Origin of the sequence: Shewanella sp. MF08487 (assembly GCF_050848685.1) — a bacterium.
GTDB lineage: Bacteria > Pseudomonadota > Gammaproteobacteria > Enterobacterales > Shewanellaceae > Shewanella > Shewanella glacialipiscicola.
Genome location: NZ_JBOZPB010000018.1, coordinates 59,994 through 79,243, shown reverse-complemented (window position 1 = coordinate 79,243; position 19,250 = coordinate 59,994). Strand labels below are relative to the sequence as shown.

The window sequence follows — 19,250 nt, the reverse complement described above, 5'->3', positions numbered from 1 at the left end:
TACAATCAAGATCTTGGGGGCGATTCTGGATTCGACAGGATTCACGAAACCCTGGGAGCATGCCGAGGGGCGGTTGGCCTCGTAAAAAGCCGCACCGTTATAGTTGCAAACGACTCTAACTACTCTCTAGCAGCTTAGGCTAGCTAGCCATCTGACACAGGTCTCTCAAATGGGCAGTGTATACAGATGGTCATATTACATTTGATAGCGAGGGAACTCTGTCCGGGGGTGAACCGCGAAATAGTACCGGACTCACCCAATGAAATCCTGTCTTTCGGAGTTTATTCGGGTTAACTAAAAGAAAGACTAAGCATGTAGTGCCTTGGACGTAGGTGTTCTGGACGCGGGTTCAAGTCCCGCCGCCTCCACCAAACAATATAAAGGACTGATTCCGTTAAGGTTTCAGTCCTTTTTCTTATCTGGCATTTAACAAGCCTGTACTACAGAAGTGTGCTACATACATCTCACTATTTTCAGCTATAGAGAACCTGAAGCGCCGCCCTACTCGCTTGAAAGGTTACCTATATTGGGCTGCGCAAAAACTCGTTCGCCTAATGAGTTCAGTATCTTACATTCACCTTCAAGTACAGCGATAATTGATTTTCCCTTACGGAAACTTGCAGGTATCATCACGCGCCCTGACTCACTGAATGATAACCCATCGAGTACAGCATTATGCATAATGAGCCCTACAGGCGCGTCATAATATAAAACAGTCACAATAGCTTGATTTGCTTGCATTATTTTTAACTCACGTTAGCAGCGTCAGCTGCGTTATATTTACCTAGCAAGAGCGTTGCTGTCCCTGTGGTCAATATATCCTCAAAGACACAATCAAAAAACAAGAATATTACTACGTCTTTTAACGCACGTTTTTCATACAATACGGCATCATGCAGCATATTTTGATTATTTAAACACTTTAATAAAAAGATACCAATACATTTCACAGATGCTAATGGCTAGTTGCGCTAGATAATAGATGTAAAACGGATTTAAAGAGCTGTATGGATATAAAGCCAATATTTTAGGCTTAGATTATTCATCATTTACTTCGCTTTAAATCCCGCTCTAAAACGGCCTCGATGTTTTCCATTAAAAAATGGGGCCTGATAAATAATGCATAACCCACCCGTATTAGGTATGCAGTAATACAGGTTCAATATGACGGCCATAACGGCCCCCCTATGGGAACATTAAAATTTAAATTTTTAACATAAGGCACTAGAGCTGAGCCATAACAAGCTCTGCCATGTTATTTAGAATAAAACATCATTAATTTTTTAGTCTATTTAGCTGAATAGAATAGAAAATTTATCTGCTACCATAAAATCAGCTCAAACTTACATCAACAGTATCACAGATATATGACATTAAACATTTACCGCTATGCAGCATCAAGCCCTACACACATATGATTTTTAAATAACGCTAACTTCATGCTGAAATGCGTGCCACGTCGCCTTCTGCGTAATAAATCCCATAGGAACGGCTGCACATATGCCGAGAAAACTGCTAATATCGGCGCAATTTTTTGAGCTAACGAGATCAAGATGGGCAGAGCATATCAAAACAAGAAAGAATCCATGGCGAAAACAGCAGGTCAAAAAACCCGCATTTACTCACGCTACGGTAAAGAGATATACGTCGTTGCTAAGCAAGGCGGCGTTGAACCCGATGGAAACTTATCACTACGCCGTTTGATTGAGCGCGCAAAGAAAGATCAAGTCCCCGCGCACGTTATTGAGCGCGCAATTGAAAAAGCGAAAGGTAGTGGCGGTGAAGATTACGATACAGCCCGTTACGAAGGTTTTGGTCCTGGTAACTGTATGGTCATCGTTGATTGCTTAACAGATAACGTTAAACGTACCTTCACCGAAGTTCGCCAAGCTTTTGTTAAAAACGATGCCAAACTCGGTAGTCCAGGTACAGTCGGTCACATGTTTGACCATCAAGCTGTATTTGTATTTGCTGGCGACGATGAAGATGCCATTTTAGAGTTACTTATGATGGCTGATGTTGATGTAAGCGATGTTGAGCTTGAAGATGGCTTAATAACAGTATACGCACCTCACACTGAGTACTTTAAAGTTAAAACGGCGCTCACTGATGCTATGCCAGACATAAACTTTGAATTCGACAACATCACCTTCGTACCGCAAGACATGGTAAAAGTTGAGGGTGAAGATGTGGCCATGTTTGAAAAATTTGTGGCTGCATTAGAAGATTGTGATGACGTACAAAATGTTTATCACAATGCTGAAATCGACGAGTAATATCACCTAAGGTGGTACCCATTAAAACGTAAATTTTGAACAATGCCGTTCACTTAAGGTGGACGGCATTTTTATTGATGCGATAGCGAGAGCTATAGCGCAATGATTTACATAATGTTGCGCATTAACTAACGGACAAAATAATATATAAATTCATTAATGAAAATCTCAGTAATACAAAAACAAAAAGGGCCTGTTAGGCCCTTTTTGTGCTCATTTAGGTAATGAGTGACAGCTAAAGTTTAACGTAGATCCATTTCTTGAATGATTTCGTGGGCAATAGCAGGTGTAGTACAACTCGGCTTTTCGTGTAAATCAGCTTTTAGTAGCCCTTTACGGTGCTTAAGTGCTGCATCAAGTTTTTTCGCTGCTGCAGCAATTGCAGGATACATCACTTCATCGCTACCCGAAGCTGCAACACGGGCACCTTCATAATTGGTACGAATTTCAACCTGATACTCGCCATGTTCCTTCGAGATAATAATATCAAGTGCGACCAAAGAGGGAAAATGAGTGGCGATTTTGGCAAATTTATTGTTAACATCTTCTCTAACAGAATCAGTAACATCAACGTGGTGACCAGAAATATTTATTTTCATAGGTTGTCCCTTTTAGTGTTATCACTTTTATTTTGCTTCACTATTAGAGCTTGGGGCATGCAGGATAAAACACAAGGGTTATTGGCAAATATTTCGGTCAACTCAGGTATTAGCATCTCCTAAACGTGACCGCCATCAAGAAGTTAAAAATAAAACAGCGAGAAAAACATGATTAAGTGATTGATTTATAAACAGGCGTTAATAATAAATCAATCACTTAATCCAATACGACATAAGGTAAATACGCTTAATATTTACGTTGCACACTCTGCTGCCAAAACTGTTGGGACAAATGATGCGTCTTGGTCGATAAACGTGACACTTGATCCCCCCGCGCCGCCGCATCGAGCGTCTGCTCTAAACTCTGCTGAGCCAAGTCGCTGATCACATGGATGGCTCGGCTGATTTCTGCGGCCACCGAAGTCTGCTGCGTCATCGCCGCCGCATTATCATCACTCAAAGAATTAATTCGCGAAATAGATGAAAGCAACTCGCCAAAAGCCACACTCGCATCTTGCGCTAAGCTTACCGAACGTTTGACCTGTTCCTGCCCCGCCATCATGGTCGAGGTTGCCCTTTGAGTGCTTTCCCTAAAACGGCTAACAATTAACTCGATTTGCGAGGTGGATTGGCTAGTACGGCTCGATAACTGCCTGACCTCATCGGCCACCACGGCAAAACCACGGCCACTCTCTCCTGCCCGCGCCGCTTCAATTGCCGCATTTAAAGCCAGCAAGTTGGTTTGATCAGCAATGGCACGTATCACTTCAAGCACTTGATGAATCGCACGGCTATCTTGTTCAATCGTTTGAACCACATCGGAAAAATGGCTCACTTGCACACTCAACTGATGTATCGCATCAATAACCGTTTCTAAACGAGAATGCCCGCGTTGCGCCGCCTCATGGCTCGACACCATTTCCAAGGCAGTACGATGAATGTTTCCTGTCACTTCAGCAAAGCTGGTACTCATCTGCTCCATCGCAGTCGCAGCTTGCGTGGTTTGTTCGCTCTGACTATCAGCATGTTCCCAAGTGTTTGTAATGGTTTGTTTAAGGCTGACACTTTGTGCTTGGATCTCACTGGCTGAATCCGCCATACGGCCAACAACGCCACCAATTTCAGTGATCAAAAAACGCAGAGCGAGGTCTAATTTACCAATCTCATCTTGGCGGCCGGTGTACACGCCCGTAGCGACAGGATCGTCAATAATGTTGGTTGCCATAGATACGAGCTTTTGCAGTGGCTGCATCAGGTAATACCATGCGAGGCACGCGAGACTCATCCCCACCATCGCGGCAACGATGGGGGAATAACTGGCAATCATCGCCGTAGCCGTAATCGAAACCAACATGGCCAGCAGTATTTTGCCACTGAAACCTAACCTATCTTTACGCAATACTTTAGATTGCTTACCCTGATTAATATCACTGTAAATACTCTCAGCAGCTTTAATCTGCTCTGGGGTGGCTTGGCGACGAACAGATTGATACTCATGAACTTTACCATCTTCATACACAGGCGCAACGTAGGCATTCACCCAATAATAGCCGCCCGTTTTGGTGCGATTTTTAACTATCCCCATCCAAGGTTTTCCCTGCTTAATTCGCTCCCAGAGGATCTTAAATGCAGCGGCAGGCATATCTTGATGGCGTACTATATTATGGGGATTCCCTTGCAACTCAGCGGCACTAAACTCGCTGATCTGCGAAAAAGTCTGATTCACATATTTAATGTTTCCCTTAAGATCCGTCGTGGATAGTAAAATCGCATTATCTGACAGGTGTGTTTCACCATTTGTAGAATTTTTATGCATAGGGTTATCAGGCTAAGTCTCGGTAAAAAAGATAACGCATTCTGCCAAAACCGTCGTCTATCAAAATTGATAAAGCTCACATAGGCAGCATAAAAATTAACCTAATGCTAAACAAGCAGTAACCACTAAATACATATCAACAAATAAAAACAAACAATTGTGACAGGGCGCTCGTTACGCTACATCCGTTAAACTCGCCACTCTACACTCGCTAAAGCAGATCAGCTTAAGATCACAGATTTACATTCGAATCTAAATGATATCGTTTATCATTTGAGTTAACTAAGTTATACTTCTCGCGGTTAACTATCCCCTGCTATAGAAATGCATTCGTCGTTAAGCTAAAAAGCTCAAGCACACTTTGCAGCATCAACAGTAACGGATAGCCATAACAGACCCATATTAGCTCGAAATGAGAAGTGGCACTTATGTCTAATACACCCGCGTTTGAAACCTCAACGCAATCTTCTACAACTCAAATGCGCTCGTTCTCGCTGATTTCGCGAGGAATTGTGCAATGGTTTAAGCAAGAGCAATCGCAGGTTGCCTTCAAAGTCTTTGCTCGTGCGAGTGCCGCTCTATTGGCTGGGTACGTTGCGGCAGCAACCTTGGCTTGCCTGCTAACATTAGTGCTACCTATGCCGCGCTTTGAAAGCACGATAACGGCCAATATGCTAGCTTTCCTGTTTTATGCCATCGCTATTATTTATGCCTTTTGTGTGCGTAAAACCTGGCATGCGTGGCGAGACTTAGGCTTAGTGAGTTTGTTATGTTTTGGATTGATCAAGGTATGTGGGCAATAAGATGAAAGAGACATTTTTTAGAACTTTATCTTGGCTACATACCTGGGCAGGCCTGCTCGTATGTTGGGTTTTATTGTTGATCTTTTTTGCGGGTAGCTTGAGCTATTTTCGCCATGAGATCAGCCTTTGGAATGAACCCGAATTACACAAAGGGGTTTATCAAGACTACCGAGCCGATACACTCGAAAACCAATTGGATAAAGGTCAAAGTTACATAGAAGCGCATTCGCCGGCAACAGCGCAGCGCTGGATGATCAATTTTCCAACTGAACGAACCCCCTTTCACAGTGTTAGCTGGCAACTGCCACCAGAAAAAGGCCAACGCCGCGGTAAAACTGAAGAACATGTCGCTTTAGCCGATGGCAGCGGCATGATCTCAGAAGTGCGCGAAAGTCGTGGTGGCAATTTCTTCTATCGTCTGCACTTTGACTTGCACTATATGTCCGCTATTACAGCCCGCTATATCGTCGGCGTTTGCACTATGTTTATGCTGATCGCCCTTATCAGTGGCATAGTGATACACAAACGGATCTTCAAAGATTTGTTCAGTTTTAGACGGGATAAAGGCGCTCGCTCTTGGCTAGATGCGCACAATGTGAGTTCTGTCATCGCACTGCCCTACCATTTGATGATCACTTATACAGGGCTTATTACCCTAATGCTGATGTATATTCCATGGACGGTTAATACCGCCTATTCGGGTGATAACCAAGCCTTTTTAAAAGAACTTAATCCCGCCAGACAAACCGAGAAAGCCGCAGGAATTAGTGCGCCACAGGTGCAACTGAGCCAATTACTACCGCAAGTGAAAGCCGCATGGGGCGATGCGCCAATTAAGCAAGTGATAGTGTCATACCCTAAAGATCAAAATAGCCAAGTGACCTTTTACCAAAACACAGGTAAAGATGTGACCGATGAAGCCAATATTTTAATATTCAACGGGGTAAATGGTGAGCTTACATATACTAGCCCGCAAGAAGCCTCAGGAGCCTCCGCGACTTACGATACTATGATGTCGCTGCACACGGCACGTTTCGCCGCCCCGCTGCTAAGATTTTTATTCTTTTTCTGCGGTTTATTAGGCTGCGCTATGATCGCGACAGGCACTTTGATGTGGGCCATTCGTCTACGTCAAAAACAGCAAAAATTGATCGATAAAGGCGAGAAACCAAGCGTTGGATTACGTTTAGTTGAAGGGTTAAACTTCATGTTTATCTTAGGACTCCCCTTAGGCACTGTAGCCTTCTTTTACGCCAATCGTCTCTTATCGACAAGTTTTGCAAGCCGCTCTGAATGGGAAGTTCACAGTTTCTTTATCGCGTTAGCGGTAATGGGTGTTTGGGCTTTCTTGGGTCGTTCACGTCGCCAGTGGCAAACCGCATTACGACTCACAGGGAGCTTGTATTGTTCACTGCCCGTACTAAATGCTTTTACCTCATCAAGCCATCTCATCAACAATATTCAATCTCATCAATGGGCTTTAGTCGGGTTTGACCTGCTCGCCATTATACTTGGCAGCGCTATGCTATTTGCCAGTAAAAGATTAACTTTGATAGCAACATCCCCCGTAAATGGCTCAGCAAGACCTGCATTGAATGCAAAGACGAATAAAGCCCGCCGCAGCGAGTCAAAAACATCACTAGCCGACGAACTGACCTCGCAACCGTCATTAGAGGAAGTCAAATCATGATGCCAGAATTTATCCCTGTACTTGGGATATTAGGATTAAGTTATCTTTCCCTCGCCCTATTCGCCTTAGCTAAGTTTGGTCATTTTAAAGATGTGTTTAACCGCCCACCAGCACAATGGCAAAGCCATTTACTCACCTCGTTTGCCTGGTTATTACTGGCGTTGAGCCTCAGTGCCTGCGCAAGTGATCAAGGCTGGGCCTATGGTAGCATTTTGTTTATGGGGATCATTTCCCTCGCGGCAATGCTAGTTATTCTGACCTTAAGCTTTAGTCCACGCCATTTACCCATAGGTATAGTCACAAGCAGTGTGCTAACGGGGAGTTTATTATTCGCATCTGGGATATAACGCAACAGTTCTGTCCATCTTAGACTTGGCAGATCATAGCTATGTGATCACCGCTAGGCTATAGTGCCCAGATGTCTTTCAGATAGGAGAAAATCATGGGCTTTAAGTTAATGGTCAATTGGCAAACTTCGCCTGCCGAAGAAGGTGAGTTTTGCCGAGACCACAGCATTACTTTTGGCAGCGGCCAGACCATTCAGGCCTCTTCAGCGCCAGATTACAAAGGTAATGAGCATAATGTTAATCCAGAAGAAAGTTTACTAGCTGCGCTATCCTCATGTCATATGCTGACCTTTCTGACGATTGCTCACCTTAAACGCTTAAATGTGACGTCCTATGTTGATAATGCAACAGCCGAGCTTGGAAAAAACGAAGCCGGAAAACTCGCTATTATTAAAATGGTACTTAACCCTAAGGTCATTTTTGCGGATGGGATTGACGTTAACCATGAAACGTTAGAAAAAATCCACGAAAAAGCCCATGCTAACTGCTTTATTGCTAATACGTTAACGACGGATATTCAAATTAAGTTTTAGCGTTAAACGTTATCTTTACGGCCTGCTGGAGGTATTCCTAAGCAGGCTTTTTATTACCTGACACCAACCTTTCGCAAGACTCGCTACGCCATCTGATGCTACAAAAATATCGCTACAGCAGGATAATATTTAAGCCTGAGTCAAATAAAGGCACATAAGAGGTGAGAATATTAGCTGATTGTAAGCGTGGCAGTATAGCGACAGGGATGAGTACGATAATGACTGGACATAAAAATGGGTGTTGTCTCGGGAACTAAGAGACAACACCCTAACTTTGTACGCGGCTATGTTAACTGCAATATCTTAAATTTCAGTTAAATTTCGGTTTAATTCTAAATTTAACGATCAATTACTGCGCTTTAATATCCTGTGCCATACCTTTTGCTGGTAACGGTTGCGCTTTTAAGGCGGGAATAGGCTGTTTAACTAATTCATCCTTCAAATAGCTTATCGCAGTTTCAAGCTGCGCATCTTTGCCATTAAAGGTAGCGAAAGGTAAGTTATCGGCTTCAATATCCGGTGTTACGCCATGCCCTTCAAGCACCCAGCGGCCATCCATTGCATACTGCGGATACTCGGCCACCCGCGCCATCCCTTTATCGGTCAACGCATTTCGCCCAGATAACCACACACCCGCTCCTGCTGTTTGTTTACCAATTAATGGCGCAATACCGAGTGCTTTAATCCCCGCAGCGAAGGTCTCGCCGTCGGAATAGGTTAGCTCATCGGTTAATACCACTAAATGGCCGCGGAAAGTTTGCTGCATATTGCTATAAGCGCTGCCGTAAGTGGGTTGCCAGAAAGCCCACGCGCGGCGTAATAATTTCTCAATAATCCAACTGTCGATATTGCCGCCGCGATTACGGCGCACGTCGATAATTAAGCCATCTTTATCGTAGTTGGTATAAAATTCACGGGCGAAACTTTCAATATCACCGCCGCCCATGGCATATAAGTGCAAATAACCCATCTTGCCCTTACTCGCATCCTCAACCACTGCGGCATTATGGCTCACCCAATCTTGGTAACGTAACTGGCTATCTACCGTAGCACTGACTGGCATGACGATGGTTTTATGTGTTTGACTACCGCGTTTTAGCTGTAGCAATACTTGTTTGTCCTGTTGATTACGTAAAAGCCGCGTAACATCAGCCACATTAGCTACTGGCGTGCCATTAATGGCTAACAACATATCGCCTTCTTTAGCATCAACTTCGATACGATTTAACGGTGAAGCATTGGCGGGTAATTCAGGATCGTTACTGTAAATATGCGCAATGTTAACGCCATCCGCAGTTTGCTGTAGACGCGCGCCAAGACTTGCCGCTTTAGCCGCATCGGGATCTTGAGGTAAATCACCACCACGCACCTGTGAGTGCAAAGAATCTAACTCGCCCATCATTTGCATGAAGATGTCATTCAGTTCGTTACGATCGGTCAGGCGGTCGAGCAAAGGCTGATACTTAGCCTTAGTGGCTTGCCAATCGAGGCCGCGCATCTTCTTGTCGAAGAAAGATTCTCGGTGCATCAACCACGCATCTTCAAACATTTGCTGCCATTCAAGCGGAGGAGAAATCGCTAATTGCCATTGCTCCGTTTGCACTTTGGCATTATCCGTATCACCCAACTTATCGCCGCCATCGACAATCAGTAGCGCCTTGTCATCACTATGTTTACGCAGCATCAGCTTTTTACCGTTGGCAGAAACTGCGTAATGACCCACATCCTCTGCAAACACTTCGGCCTTAGGGTTCAAGGGATCAAATTCAATGGTCATTAAACTCGGCTCGGTATCATCACCCATCGCTTGGTCAAGCACATAAAGCCTACCATCAACAGCGCGAAGCTCACTGTAATTACCTGAATCAACAGGAACTTGCCATAAGCGCTGCGAAATATCCGCCCAATCGATGGTTAGTGGATTAGCTTTATCTTTAGCTGCGGTTTTGTCAGTTTCGCTCACGCTGAGCTCATTAGGTTTACTAAAGGGGAACTTGGCACTTTTAACTAAGGCAATAGCAAATATTTGGCTGCGTTTATCAAACACGGGCCCCATGTTTCTGTCGCCCCAAGGCGAGCTTGGTGTTGCACTAAATTGGCGATTTGACAGGAAATAGAGCCACTGTCCATCGCGACTAAAGGTGGGTGAATAGGACTCATACTTATCGCTAGTCAGTGTCTCGGCCTTATTCTCATCCACTGAATAAAGAACAATTTGCGGTCTTTGCTTACCGATTTCCGACTTAGTTAATGCAATAAAACGACTGTCACCGGACCAGCGGATATCGGCGTAAGGCCCAAGTCCCTCACCGTTAGTGATGATTTTTTGGTTAGTGTTTTTCTTTAAATCCAGTAGCCAAACGTTGCCATCGTTATCGTCGTGGGCGATAAACCGACCGTCTTGCGACAGGTTAAGGCTCATTCTTAAGGTATGGCCATCTTTGGTTAACTGTTTAGCGCCACTGCTGCCATCAGCAGGGAATTGCCAAATTTCCTGCTGACCTGTCATGTCACTAATCGCATAAACCGACTTACCATCTTGGCTCAAAATAGCTTCTCTAACACGATAAGTCCCTGGCAGCGCAACTTGTACTAAGCGCGAGCCATCAACACCCGCAATGGCGATATGGCTGCGAGCAGTAATCACTACTTTATCGCCAGCGGGGGCCAAATTAGTCGAAGAAGCGTAATCCATAGGATCTTTTACCCAATGCTCACGGCGCTCGGCAAAATCAGAAGTGAGTTCAATATTGAGTAACGAGTCTTTAGTGGCCGCAATATCAAATACATGGATATCTGCACCCTGCTGGAATACCACTTTACCTTTATCCATTCGCGCGCCGCGGACTTGCCAATCTTTAAACTGGGTCAACTGTTTTGCGTCTGAACCATCGAACGCCATCGACCAGAGGTTGTCGTTACCATCGCTGTCGCTGATAAAATAGAGTCTGTCCTGCCATAACATAGGTTGGCGCACTGAGCCGTCGTGTTGACCGCTAAGCAGCTGTGCTTCGGTTTTACTGCCGAGTTTAAAGCGCCATAATTCGCCTTTCGCGCCACCACGGTACACTTTGGCATTATCCCCCGTCACTTGCAGACCAAAGCGGGTGAAGTAAACGTATTCGTTGCGATCATCAATCACACCTTCAACTGCATCGGCTAAGGGTAAATCTGTGGTGGTGAGGGTTTGAGGATCGACGCTGCGCAACATCCAATTATTAGCAGGACCAAAGCCACTGTCGGTGGAATATAAAATCTCGCCTGTGGCCGTAAAGCCTTGAACCCGCACACGGCTATTCTCAAAACTTACCCGTTTAGCTACGCCGCCCGTAACAGGGATCACGTACACTTCGCTCGCGCCTTCATAATTGGCTACATAAGCCACCCACTTACCATCGGCAGAAATACTCGCTCCGAGCTCTTCTGCGGGCAAACTCGTTAAGCGAGTCGCAGCCTTTTGACCTAAGGTCTGAGTCCATAAATCGCCTTCTGCGGTAAAGACTAAGGTTTGATCGTGCAGAGCTGGCGCGCGATAATATCCTTGATTGCTCACGGTATCAGCAGCGATGGCTGGTACTGCGGTTAACGTGCCGAGGGCAAGCATGCAGCTGGCAACGGAATGGCGAAGTTTCATGTATGACCTCTATCTTATTGTTATTTTTAGTATGCTTATTTTTTATGGCGGACTATTTTATGACGCACGATTTATAGGTGATAGGCCAAAGCATTTACAGCTAGGCTCGACCTATTTGCCAATCAAACTAGCAGAATTGAGCCAAAAGTTCAGTAACCTTGAGTGAGAGAAGTTTTAGCAAATGTGTCATCTATTTTACCAATACAGATCAAATAGATAAAAATTGAGAATATAAAATAAACTCGCTGATTTCGCTTTCATTGCCATAGGGTAATAAAAAAGGGAGCGAGGCTCCCTTAAAATATAATTCCCATGTCTATTATGGATTGATATTTAAGCTAATATTTTAAATAAATGGTTTTTTAATGCAGCAAAATCAGCCAGTAACTCTGCCGATAATATCGGTTTATGCGCAACGGCTGCTAATTCTGCTGGCAAAGGTAAATTCAGGCTAAGCTCACGATCGACTACATCTTTAAACTTAGCGGGATGCGCCGTCCCTAAAAATATGCCCACTTCGCCAGGCACTAGGGTTAACGACAAGGCTTTAGCTGCAATTGCGGCATGGGGCTCAGATACATAATTGTGCGCGTACAAGTCAGCCAGCGCCTGTGACGTTTGTTTCTCCGATAAGCGAATACCCACTAAGCTACTCAGTGGCCAGCCTAATTTCTCACAAATGGCTTCCACACGCGGCCAGTTGCTGGGCTCACTCACATCCATGGCATTGGACATGGTTGCTTGAGTCGGATTGGGCTGCCATTGGCCATTGTCTAAATAACGCGGCACTGTATCGTTGGCATTGGTCGCGGCGATAAAACGCTTAACCGGTAATCCCATCGCTTTAGCAAATAAACCCGCAGTGAGGTTACCAAAGTTACCACTGGGCACTGCAATCACCGGATCGGCATCGTGGCGTAGCTTAGACTGAGCAACCGCTTCAAAGTAATAACAAATTTGTGCCAGCAATCGACTAATATTGATTGAGTTAGCGGAGTTCAAGCTCAAACCATCACGAACATCGGCATCATCGAAGGCGCACTTAACGAGATCTTGGCAGGCATCGAAATCGGACGAGACGGCGACTGTATGGATATTCTTGCCCAACGTCGTGAACATCTTTTCCTGTAGTTCACTAATCTTACCCTTAGGATAGAGCACCACCACATTGACTTTCTCAAGCCCATAAAAAGCATCGGCAACCGCTGCGCCAGTGTCGCCCGATGTTGCAGTCAAAATGGTTAATCGTGTGTCACCCACAAAAGTATTGACGCACTGCGCCATAAAACGCGCACCAAAATCTTTAAATGCCAACGTTGGGCCGTGGAACAATTCGAGGCAAGCGCGCTGCTCGTCAACAGCAATCAAAGGTAAATCAAAGTTAAAGGCGCGCTCAACCAATTTATCGACCGCATCTTGCCCTAACTCTGAGGCGAGCCATGCACCGAGCACTTTTTTACTGCGCTCAACGAATGTCAACGCCAGCAGCCCTTCAATATCGTCTAGTACGGGTATTTGACTAGGAAAAAACAAACCTCTGTCTTTACCTAACCCCAGTTGTACCGCTTCTTTAAAGCTCACTTTCTGCGAAGGGTGTTTTAAATTATATAGTTCCATGCTCACTCAACCTTTTGATGCTAATACTTAAACACTGATTTTTGATATTTAACCGTAATATTTAGTCTTGATCTAAAAACAAGCATTAATCGACTCTACGCGTGCCTTGCTCATCAAGGCGACACACGTGGGCAAAGCCACCCGCTTCAGTTAAATAATGCTGCTCTAACCAAGCTTTAGCAGCATTAGCTGTGGCTAAATCGTCAGTAATCGAAAACAGTGTTGGACCGCTGCCCGAAATACCCGTAGTCAACATTCCTAAATCGGCTAAGGCAGCTCTAGCATTGTCGTAACCCGGAATGGCAGCAGCGCGATAAGGTTCAGCTAACACATCCTTTAATACGCTAATCGCCAGCTTAGCGTTTTGCTGATAAGACGCATGTACAAAGGCACTTAAATAGCGACCAAAATCAATAGTGACACTTTTATCGTATTGATCGGGCATGAGTTTACGCATCATCGCGGTTGAAAGTGAAATCCCTGGATAAGCCACTACCCAATACCATTCTTTAAAGCTGGGTATCGCTTCACATACAGTGCCCGGCACATTGAGCATCAATTGCATGCCGCCCAAATAACAGGGGGCGACGTTGTCATAGTGCACACTGCCGCTGATCTTACCTTCAAACTCGCCCATCAATTCCAGCAAAGCTTGCTCGTTATAAGGTCTGTCAAAATGTTCATTCAAGGCATATAACGCCGCCACGACAGAGCTTGCACTCGAACCTAACCCACTGCCAACAGGTAGGTTTTTTTCCAGTGTCAGTGCCACGCCTTCATCTACTTTACCTTGCGCCGTTAAAAACTCTCGACTAAGAGCTTTTAAGAAAAACTCGGCACACTGATACACTATATTGTCTTGCGGATTATCAGGCAGTTTATGGGCCCAAGCGCCAGTTTGCGCCAAACTCACACCCGATTTTGCTGCAGCAATCGTCACTCTGTCACCAAGTAAACTGCCATCAATCGGCGCCAATGCCGCACCCAGTAAATCAAATCCTACGCCCACGTTACCCATAGAGGCTGGTGCGTAAACAGTCAAACTCATACGCTCACCTCACGAGTCCAATTCAAGGTTCTTAACACATCGGCAAACGCACCAGCGGCGGTCACTTCCGTTCCTGCACCATAGCCACGCAACACAAAGGGGATAGGTTGGTAATAACGACTGTAAAATGCCAAGGCATTTTCGCCGCCTTTAACGCTATATAGAGGATCTTGTGCATCGACTGCTGCGATACGCACACGGCACACATCATCCTCAATTTGCCCCACATAACGCAGCACTTTACCTTGTGCCTTGGCCTGCGCCACTTTAGCGGCAATCGCTGCATCAACCTCTGGCAAACGTGCCATAAAGCTTTCAACATCGCCTGAATCATCAAACTCGGCTGGCAGTACGGATTCAACCTGCACGTCACTGAGCTCTAACTTTAATCCCACTTCACGGGCAAGAATGAGCACTTTACGCGCTACATCCATACCGCTTAAATCATCACGGGGATCGGGTTCTGTAAAACATTTATCCCTTGCAAGACCGGTTGCTTCTGACAGCGTCATGCCCTCATCTAGCATGCCGAAAATAAAGGATAAAGAGCCCGATAAAATACCGTTAAACTTATGCAGTTTATCACCTGCAAATAATAGTTTTTTCAGATTGTCGATAACAGGTAATCCAGCACCTACCGTGGTTTCGTATAAGAACTGACGACGCTGTTTTAATGCCGTTTGGCGCAGTGCTTGATAATAAGCATAATCGCGAGTGTTAGACTTTTTGTTCGGCGTGACCACGTGTAAACCTGAGTTCATCACCTTTAAATACAGATTCGATACTTGTTCGCTCGAAGTGCAATCCACCAACACAGGGTTCAGTAATTGTTGTTCTTGCGCCCATGCCAATAACGCGGGGATATCACAGGCTTGCTGGCTATCGGCAAGCAAGCTAGGCCAGTTATTTAAATCGATACCCGCACTATTGAGTAACATCTTGTTTGAATTGACAATACCGCAAACACGAATGCTGATGTGCTGCTCTTTGAGCATGGAAGATTGTTGTTTTATCTGCTCAAGCAGGCCAGCGCCCACGTTGCCACAACCGACTAAAAACACATCTAAATATTGCTGCACATCGAAAAAACCTTGATGACAAGCAGCAACCGCATGCTTAGTTTTACGCTGCTCGATGACCGTCGAAATCGACCGTTCAGACGATCCTTGGGCAATGGCTATAATGTTCACGCTTGCCTGCGCTAACGCTTGGAAGAAACGCGCTGCCACACCTTTGTGGGTGCGCATGCCATCACCAATCAAAGAAACGATGGCGAGCTCATGACGCATAGCGATAGGTTCAAGCAAGTCACTTTTTATTTCTAATTCAAACTCTTGCTCTAAGGCCCATTTCACTTTTTCCGCCTCAGCGGTGGCAACACAAAAACAGATACTGTATTCCGAAGAACTTTGAGTGATTAAAGACACCGACACACCGCTGCGGGAAATTGCCGCTAAGGTACGGCTCGCCATACCGACCATGCCTTTCATGCCGGGGCCTGAAATATCAAACATGGTTTGATTATCAAGATTAGAAATAGCTTTTACCTGTAGGCCACTCTCATCGGCTTTATCGGATACAAGCGTGCCCGGCGCTTTCGGATTAAAACTATTTTTGATGTAACAAGGGATATGAAACTGGGCGATAGGAGCGATTGTTTTGGGGTGTAACACCTTCGCACCGAAATAAGACAGCTCCATCGCTTCTTGATAACTCAATTGTGATAATAATTTGGCATCCGCCACGACGCGCGGATCAATATTATAAACCCCGTCAACGTCGGTCCAAATCTCACAACTAGAGGCATCTAAACACGCAGCGAGCACAGCAGCAGAGTAATCAGATCCATTACGCCCTAAAGTGACCACCTTACCGTGAGCATCTGCGGCGGTGAAACCTGGCATCACCCATACCCGTTTTTCGTCCAGCAGTAATACTTTAAATCTGGGCTTGCTCACCCCAATATCAACTACCGACTCAAGGGGGCTACCACGACCTAAAAATAAAGCGCGAGGATCAAGCTGAGCCGAAGTGATCCCTTTAGATATCATCACTTGTTCCATCAAGGCTGCAGATAAACGCTCACCAGCGACCACGATTTCAGCACGGATGCCATCGGGACATTCTTGTAGTAATGCAATACCGCGTAATCTGTCTTGCCAGATGACTAATTGGGCATTGAGTCCTGAGAAGAGCAACTCGCTTTGTTCACTCGACAACACTGAGTTAACGGCATCTTGATACAAAGAGGTAAATACTCGCTCGACATGCTGCAAGACTGGCGCATAGTTTTCACCTTTAACCGCAACATCCACCATTTCTAACAGCGCATTAGTCACGGTTGCAGGGGCAGACAAGACTGTCGCCACCGACTCAATTTGGGATGATTGGGCGATGATATCCGCCGACATAGAGAATCGCTGCCAATTTGCAAGCGAGGTACCGCCAAATTTCATTACTTTCATCTTATTCTCCTGCACCACGCCCGCCTAGAAACAAAAAAGCCCGCTTCTTTGTGGGAAGCGGGCTCATTATTAAAATTCTTTAGGGTGTATCAGCCCGCCCCCACTATTGTTGTAGTGGTGGTTGTAATAATGGTAGTTACTACGAAACCGAGGCTATTCATACGTTTGGGCTAATCCATGTTAATTTCTTGATAAGCAGAATTGCTTTTTTTACCTGCACTTGTCAACCCCTTAAATTAATTATTTATTAACAAATTACGGCGCTCAATGAAATAGCCATTCAAGATTAGATATTATGAAGTTTTCTAGAGCTAAAAATGTGTTTTATTCACTAGATAACTTTTGACGTCAACGTCAAAAAAAGCCAATGAGCATAAATAACAATATGTTTTAAAACGATTTATTTACACAACCTTAATTAAAGCTACATTATTTGTTCTACATCATGATTCCGTTAAAATCTATAGACTAAGTGTCAAAAATAACATTTCTTATATTGCCATATACGCAGCGCTATTTAATTCAAGAGCAATAAAGCTGTGCTGTATCTAACATAAGCGACTTCAACTTATCGCCAGCGCTAAAAAAGCACGTTATTATGCGCGCACATTCTGAACCGGAGGCGATATGAAGATCACTCAACACAGCGCGGTAACCATTCATTACCGTTTATCAGATGAAGAAGGCAGACTATTAGAAGACTCTTTCGACTCTGAACCTATGCTATATCTGCACGGCACTGAAAACCTGATCCCAGGTTTAGAAGCCGCATTAGATGGTAAAACTAAAGGCGAAAAACTCGACGTTACTATTAGCGCCGAAGAAGCCTATGGCCCTTACCACGATGGCCTACGCCAAGCAGTACCATTAGAAGCCTTTGGCGATATCGAAGATATCGTTCCAGGTATGCGCTTTATTGCCGAAACTGAAATGGGTCAACGCCCAGTTCAAGTCATGGAAGTTAAAGACGATGTTGTTATCGTCGATGGTAACCATCCTTTAGCCGGCCAAGCATTGAATTTCAGCGTTGAAATTATTGACGTTCGTGAAGCGAGTGCAGAAGAAATCTCACACGGTCACATTCATGCAAAAGGCGGTTGTGGAAGTCATGGCCATGATCACGATCATGGTGGTGGATGCTGTGGTGGTTCAGGTAAAGAAGAATCTAGCGGCTGTTGTGGCGGTTCAGAGCACGATCATGGGCATCACCATGAAGAGCACGAAGCCTGCGACACACCTAAAACAGGTTGTGACGGCAATGGCGGCTGTGGTTGCCGCGGCTAGACAAGGGGTGGTGCAAAGGTTAACGAGAAATAGTGTATCCTTGAGCGATTAAATTGCCATTGTTTAACATTTTAAGATGCATGCCCTTAATCTAAGGTCGTGCATTTTTTATACACAAAATACTCTATGTGGTAATGGAAAATGACTAACGGATATAGTGAGTTTTGACTTGAAACTTTCACTCGGACATTAGCTAATCAATTTTTGAATTCTTGATCTATGTTCAGGTGACATATTTTTTAGATAATTAGAACAACGTGTAATAGTTGCGATACTCACCTTATATTCAGCCGCTATGTGTCTTTGGCTCATATCTCCATCCAGTAACAACTGAAATACCTTTAAACGCCCAGCAACGGCACTTCGCTCTTCTTCAGTTAACAATAAATGAAACAACACAGAAAGATCTTCATAATTGCTGTGGCTCAATATTTTTTCTAATACTAAATCCCAATTTGCTCGCATAATAACCCTCAGAAGTACTGTTCAAGCATTACATAAGGCAGTTTAACAGATTTAGCCTCTATACAAATAACTTGTTACGTTTAGATACTTATCTAGACAAAAACTGACAAAAATGCTTCTAGTACATCAAGTTAATTTGTGTACAATAGCAGGACAATGTCACACTTCAACGCTAATTTGTGAGAATACAATGAAAAAACTACTACTTACTCTCGTTGCCAGTGCTCTATTCGCTTCAGCTGCGCAGGCACACAATTTCGAAGAACCAAAAGATGCGATTGAATACCGCCAATCTGCATTTGGTCTTATTGCCTATAACTTCGGTGATATGGCAGCCATGATGAAAGGTAAAAAACCTTTTGAAGCAGAAACTTTCGCAATGCGTGCAACCAACGTTGCTGCCCTATCAAAAATTCCATTTGAAGGTTTTATTGATGGCTCAGACAAAGGCGACACAGAAGCCTTAGCCAAAATTTGGCAAGACAGAGCAGGTTTCGATGCGAAAATGAAAACCTTCCAAGAAAATGCAGCCATTCTTGCTACTGTAGCCCAAAAAGGTGACCAAGCCGAAATCAAGCAAGCCTTTGCGGATACAGGGAAAAGCTGTAAAAGTTGCCACGACGTATATAAGAAAGACTAATTTCATTCTGTTTTTGTCTAACAAAAAGCCTGC

15 protein-coding genes, 1 other RNA gene and 1 other annotated feature are annotated in these 19,250 nt (G+C 44.6%); of the genes, 8 read left to right on the top strand and 8 right to left on the bottom strand.

Going from position 1 to position 19,250, the window contains the following annotated elements; translation table 11 throughout:
• The first annotated feature begins 15 nt into the window (after positions 1–15).
• Positions 16–371: a transfer-messenger RNA gene (gene ssrA, locus ACRN9H_RS13255) on the top strand.
• A 130-nt stretch (positions 372–501) separates the two neighbouring features.
• Here the strand turns inward: ssrA and ACRN9H_RS13250 are convergent.
• Positions 502–741 (bottom strand): TIGR02922 family protein, encoded by a 240-nt coding sequence (locus ACRN9H_RS13250; protein WP_432314325.1) that lies wholly within the window; start codon positions 739–741, stop codon positions 502–504.
• Positions 742–1,553: 812 nt separating this feature from the next.
• Between ACRN9H_RS13250 and ACRN9H_RS13245 the strand changes: the two genes are divergently transcribed.
• Complete coding sequence (locus tag ACRN9H_RS13245; RefSeq protein ID WP_220773710.1) at positions 1,554–2,276, top strand: YebC/PmpR family DNA-binding transcriptional regulator; 723 nt, start codon at positions 1,554–1,556, stop codon at positions 2,274–2,276.
• 242 nt (positions 2,277–2,518) lie between these two features.
• Here ACRN9H_RS13245 and hpf read toward each other — a convergent pair whose 3' ends face one another.
• Positions 2,519–2,875, bottom strand: coding sequence for a ribosome hibernation-promoting factor, HPF/YfiA family (hpf, locus tag ACRN9H_RS13240; protein WP_432314323.1), 357 nt, complete (start codon positions 2,873–2,875; stop codon positions 2,519–2,521).
• Between the two features lie 247 nt (positions 2,876–3,122).
• Positions 3,123–4,691, bottom strand: coding sequence for a methyl-accepting chemotaxis protein (locus ACRN9H_RS13235; protein ID WP_432314321.1), 1,569 nt, complete (start codon positions 4,689–4,691; stop codon positions 3,123–3,125).
• A 428-nt stretch (positions 4,692–5,119) separates the two neighbouring features.
• Between ACRN9H_RS13235 and ACRN9H_RS13230 the strand changes: the two genes are divergently transcribed.
• The 4 genes from ACRN9H_RS13230 (at position 5,120) to ACRN9H_RS13215 (ending at position 8,064) form a co-directional block, all read left to right on the top strand.
• Complete coding sequence (locus tag ACRN9H_RS13230) at positions 5,120–5,494, top strand: DUF3649 domain-containing protein (protein WP_432314319.1); 375 nt, start codon at positions 5,120–5,122, stop codon at positions 5,492–5,494.
• 1 nt (position 5,495) lies between these two features.
• The gene (locus ACRN9H_RS13225; RefSeq protein WP_432314317.1) at positions 5,496–7,184 is read left to right on the top strand and encodes a PepSY-associated TM helix domain-containing protein; all 1,689 of its coding nucleotides are present in this window, start codon (positions 5,496–5,498) and stop codon (positions 7,182–7,184) included.
• Positions 7,181–7,531, top strand: a complete 351-nt coding sequence (locus ACRN9H_RS13220; protein ID WP_432314315.1) for a DUF3325 domain-containing protein — start codon at positions 7,181–7,183, stop codon at positions 7,529–7,531. The genes ACRN9H_RS13225 and ACRN9H_RS13220 overlap by 4 nt, the downstream gene beginning before the upstream one ends.
• A gap of 95 nt (positions 7,532–7,626) precedes the next feature.
• Entirely contained in the window at positions 7,627–8,064 is a 438-nt protein-coding gene (locus ACRN9H_RS13215) for an OsmC family protein (RefSeq protein WP_432314313.1), read from the top strand.
• Positions 8,065–8,413: 349 nt separating this feature from the next.
• Here the strand turns inward: ACRN9H_RS13215 and ACRN9H_RS13210 are convergent, their stop codons facing one another.
• The 4 genes from ACRN9H_RS13210 to thrA form a co-directional block, all read right to left on the bottom strand.
• Positions 8,414–11,698, bottom strand: a complete 3,285-nt coding sequence (locus ACRN9H_RS13210) for a S41 family peptidase (protein ID WP_432314311.1) — start codon at positions 11,696–11,698, stop codon at positions 8,414–8,416.
• 333 nt (positions 11,699–12,031) lie between these two features.
• The gene (gene thrC / locus ACRN9H_RS13205) at positions 12,032–13,315 is read right to left on the bottom strand and encodes a threonine synthase (protein WP_432314309.1); all 1,284 of its coding nucleotides are present in this window, start codon (positions 13,313–13,315) and stop codon (positions 12,032–12,034) included.
• 85 nt (positions 13,316–13,400) lie between these two features.
• Entirely contained in the window at positions 13,401–14,363 is a 963-nt protein-coding gene (thrB, locus tag ACRN9H_RS13200; protein WP_432314307.1) for a homoserine kinase, read from the bottom strand.
• Complete coding sequence (thrA, locus tag ACRN9H_RS13195) at positions 14,360–16,828, bottom strand: bifunctional aspartate kinase/homoserine dehydrogenase I (RefSeq protein ID WP_432314305.1); 2,469 nt, start codon at positions 16,826–16,828, stop codon at positions 14,360–14,362. The genes thrB and thrA overlap by 4 nt, the downstream gene beginning before the upstream one ends.
• A 29-nt stretch (positions 16,829–16,857) precedes the next feature.
• Positions 16,858–16,982 (bottom strand) — a sequence feature (Thr leader region).
• A 473-nt stretch (positions 16,983–17,455) separates the two neighbouring features.
• On the opposite strand from thrA, the gene slyD reads away from it, so the two are divergent.
• A complete protein-coding gene (gene slyD, locus ACRN9H_RS13190) occupies positions 17,456–18,112 on the top strand; it encodes a peptidylprolyl isomerase (RefSeq protein WP_432314303.1) in 657 nt (218 codons plus the stop codon).
• A gap of 189 nt (positions 18,113–18,301) precedes the next feature.
• Here the strand turns inward: slyD and trpR are convergent, their stop codons facing one another.
• Positions 18,302–18,577 carry a trp operon repressor gene (gene trpR / locus ACRN9H_RS13185; protein ID WP_432314302.1) on the bottom strand — a complete coding sequence of 92 codons (276 nt, stop codon included), beginning with the start codon at positions 18,575–18,577 and terminating at the stop codon, positions 18,302–18,304.
• Between the two features lie 190 nt (positions 18,578–18,767).
• On the opposite strand from trpR, the gene ACRN9H_RS13180 reads away from it, so the two are divergent.
• Positions 18,768–19,217: a c-type cytochrome gene (locus ACRN9H_RS13180; RefSeq protein ID WP_432314301.1), complete on the top strand. Its 450-nt coding sequence runs from the start codon at positions 18,768–18,770 to the stop codon at positions 19,215–19,217.
• Positions 19,218–19,250: the final 33 nt, after the last annotated feature.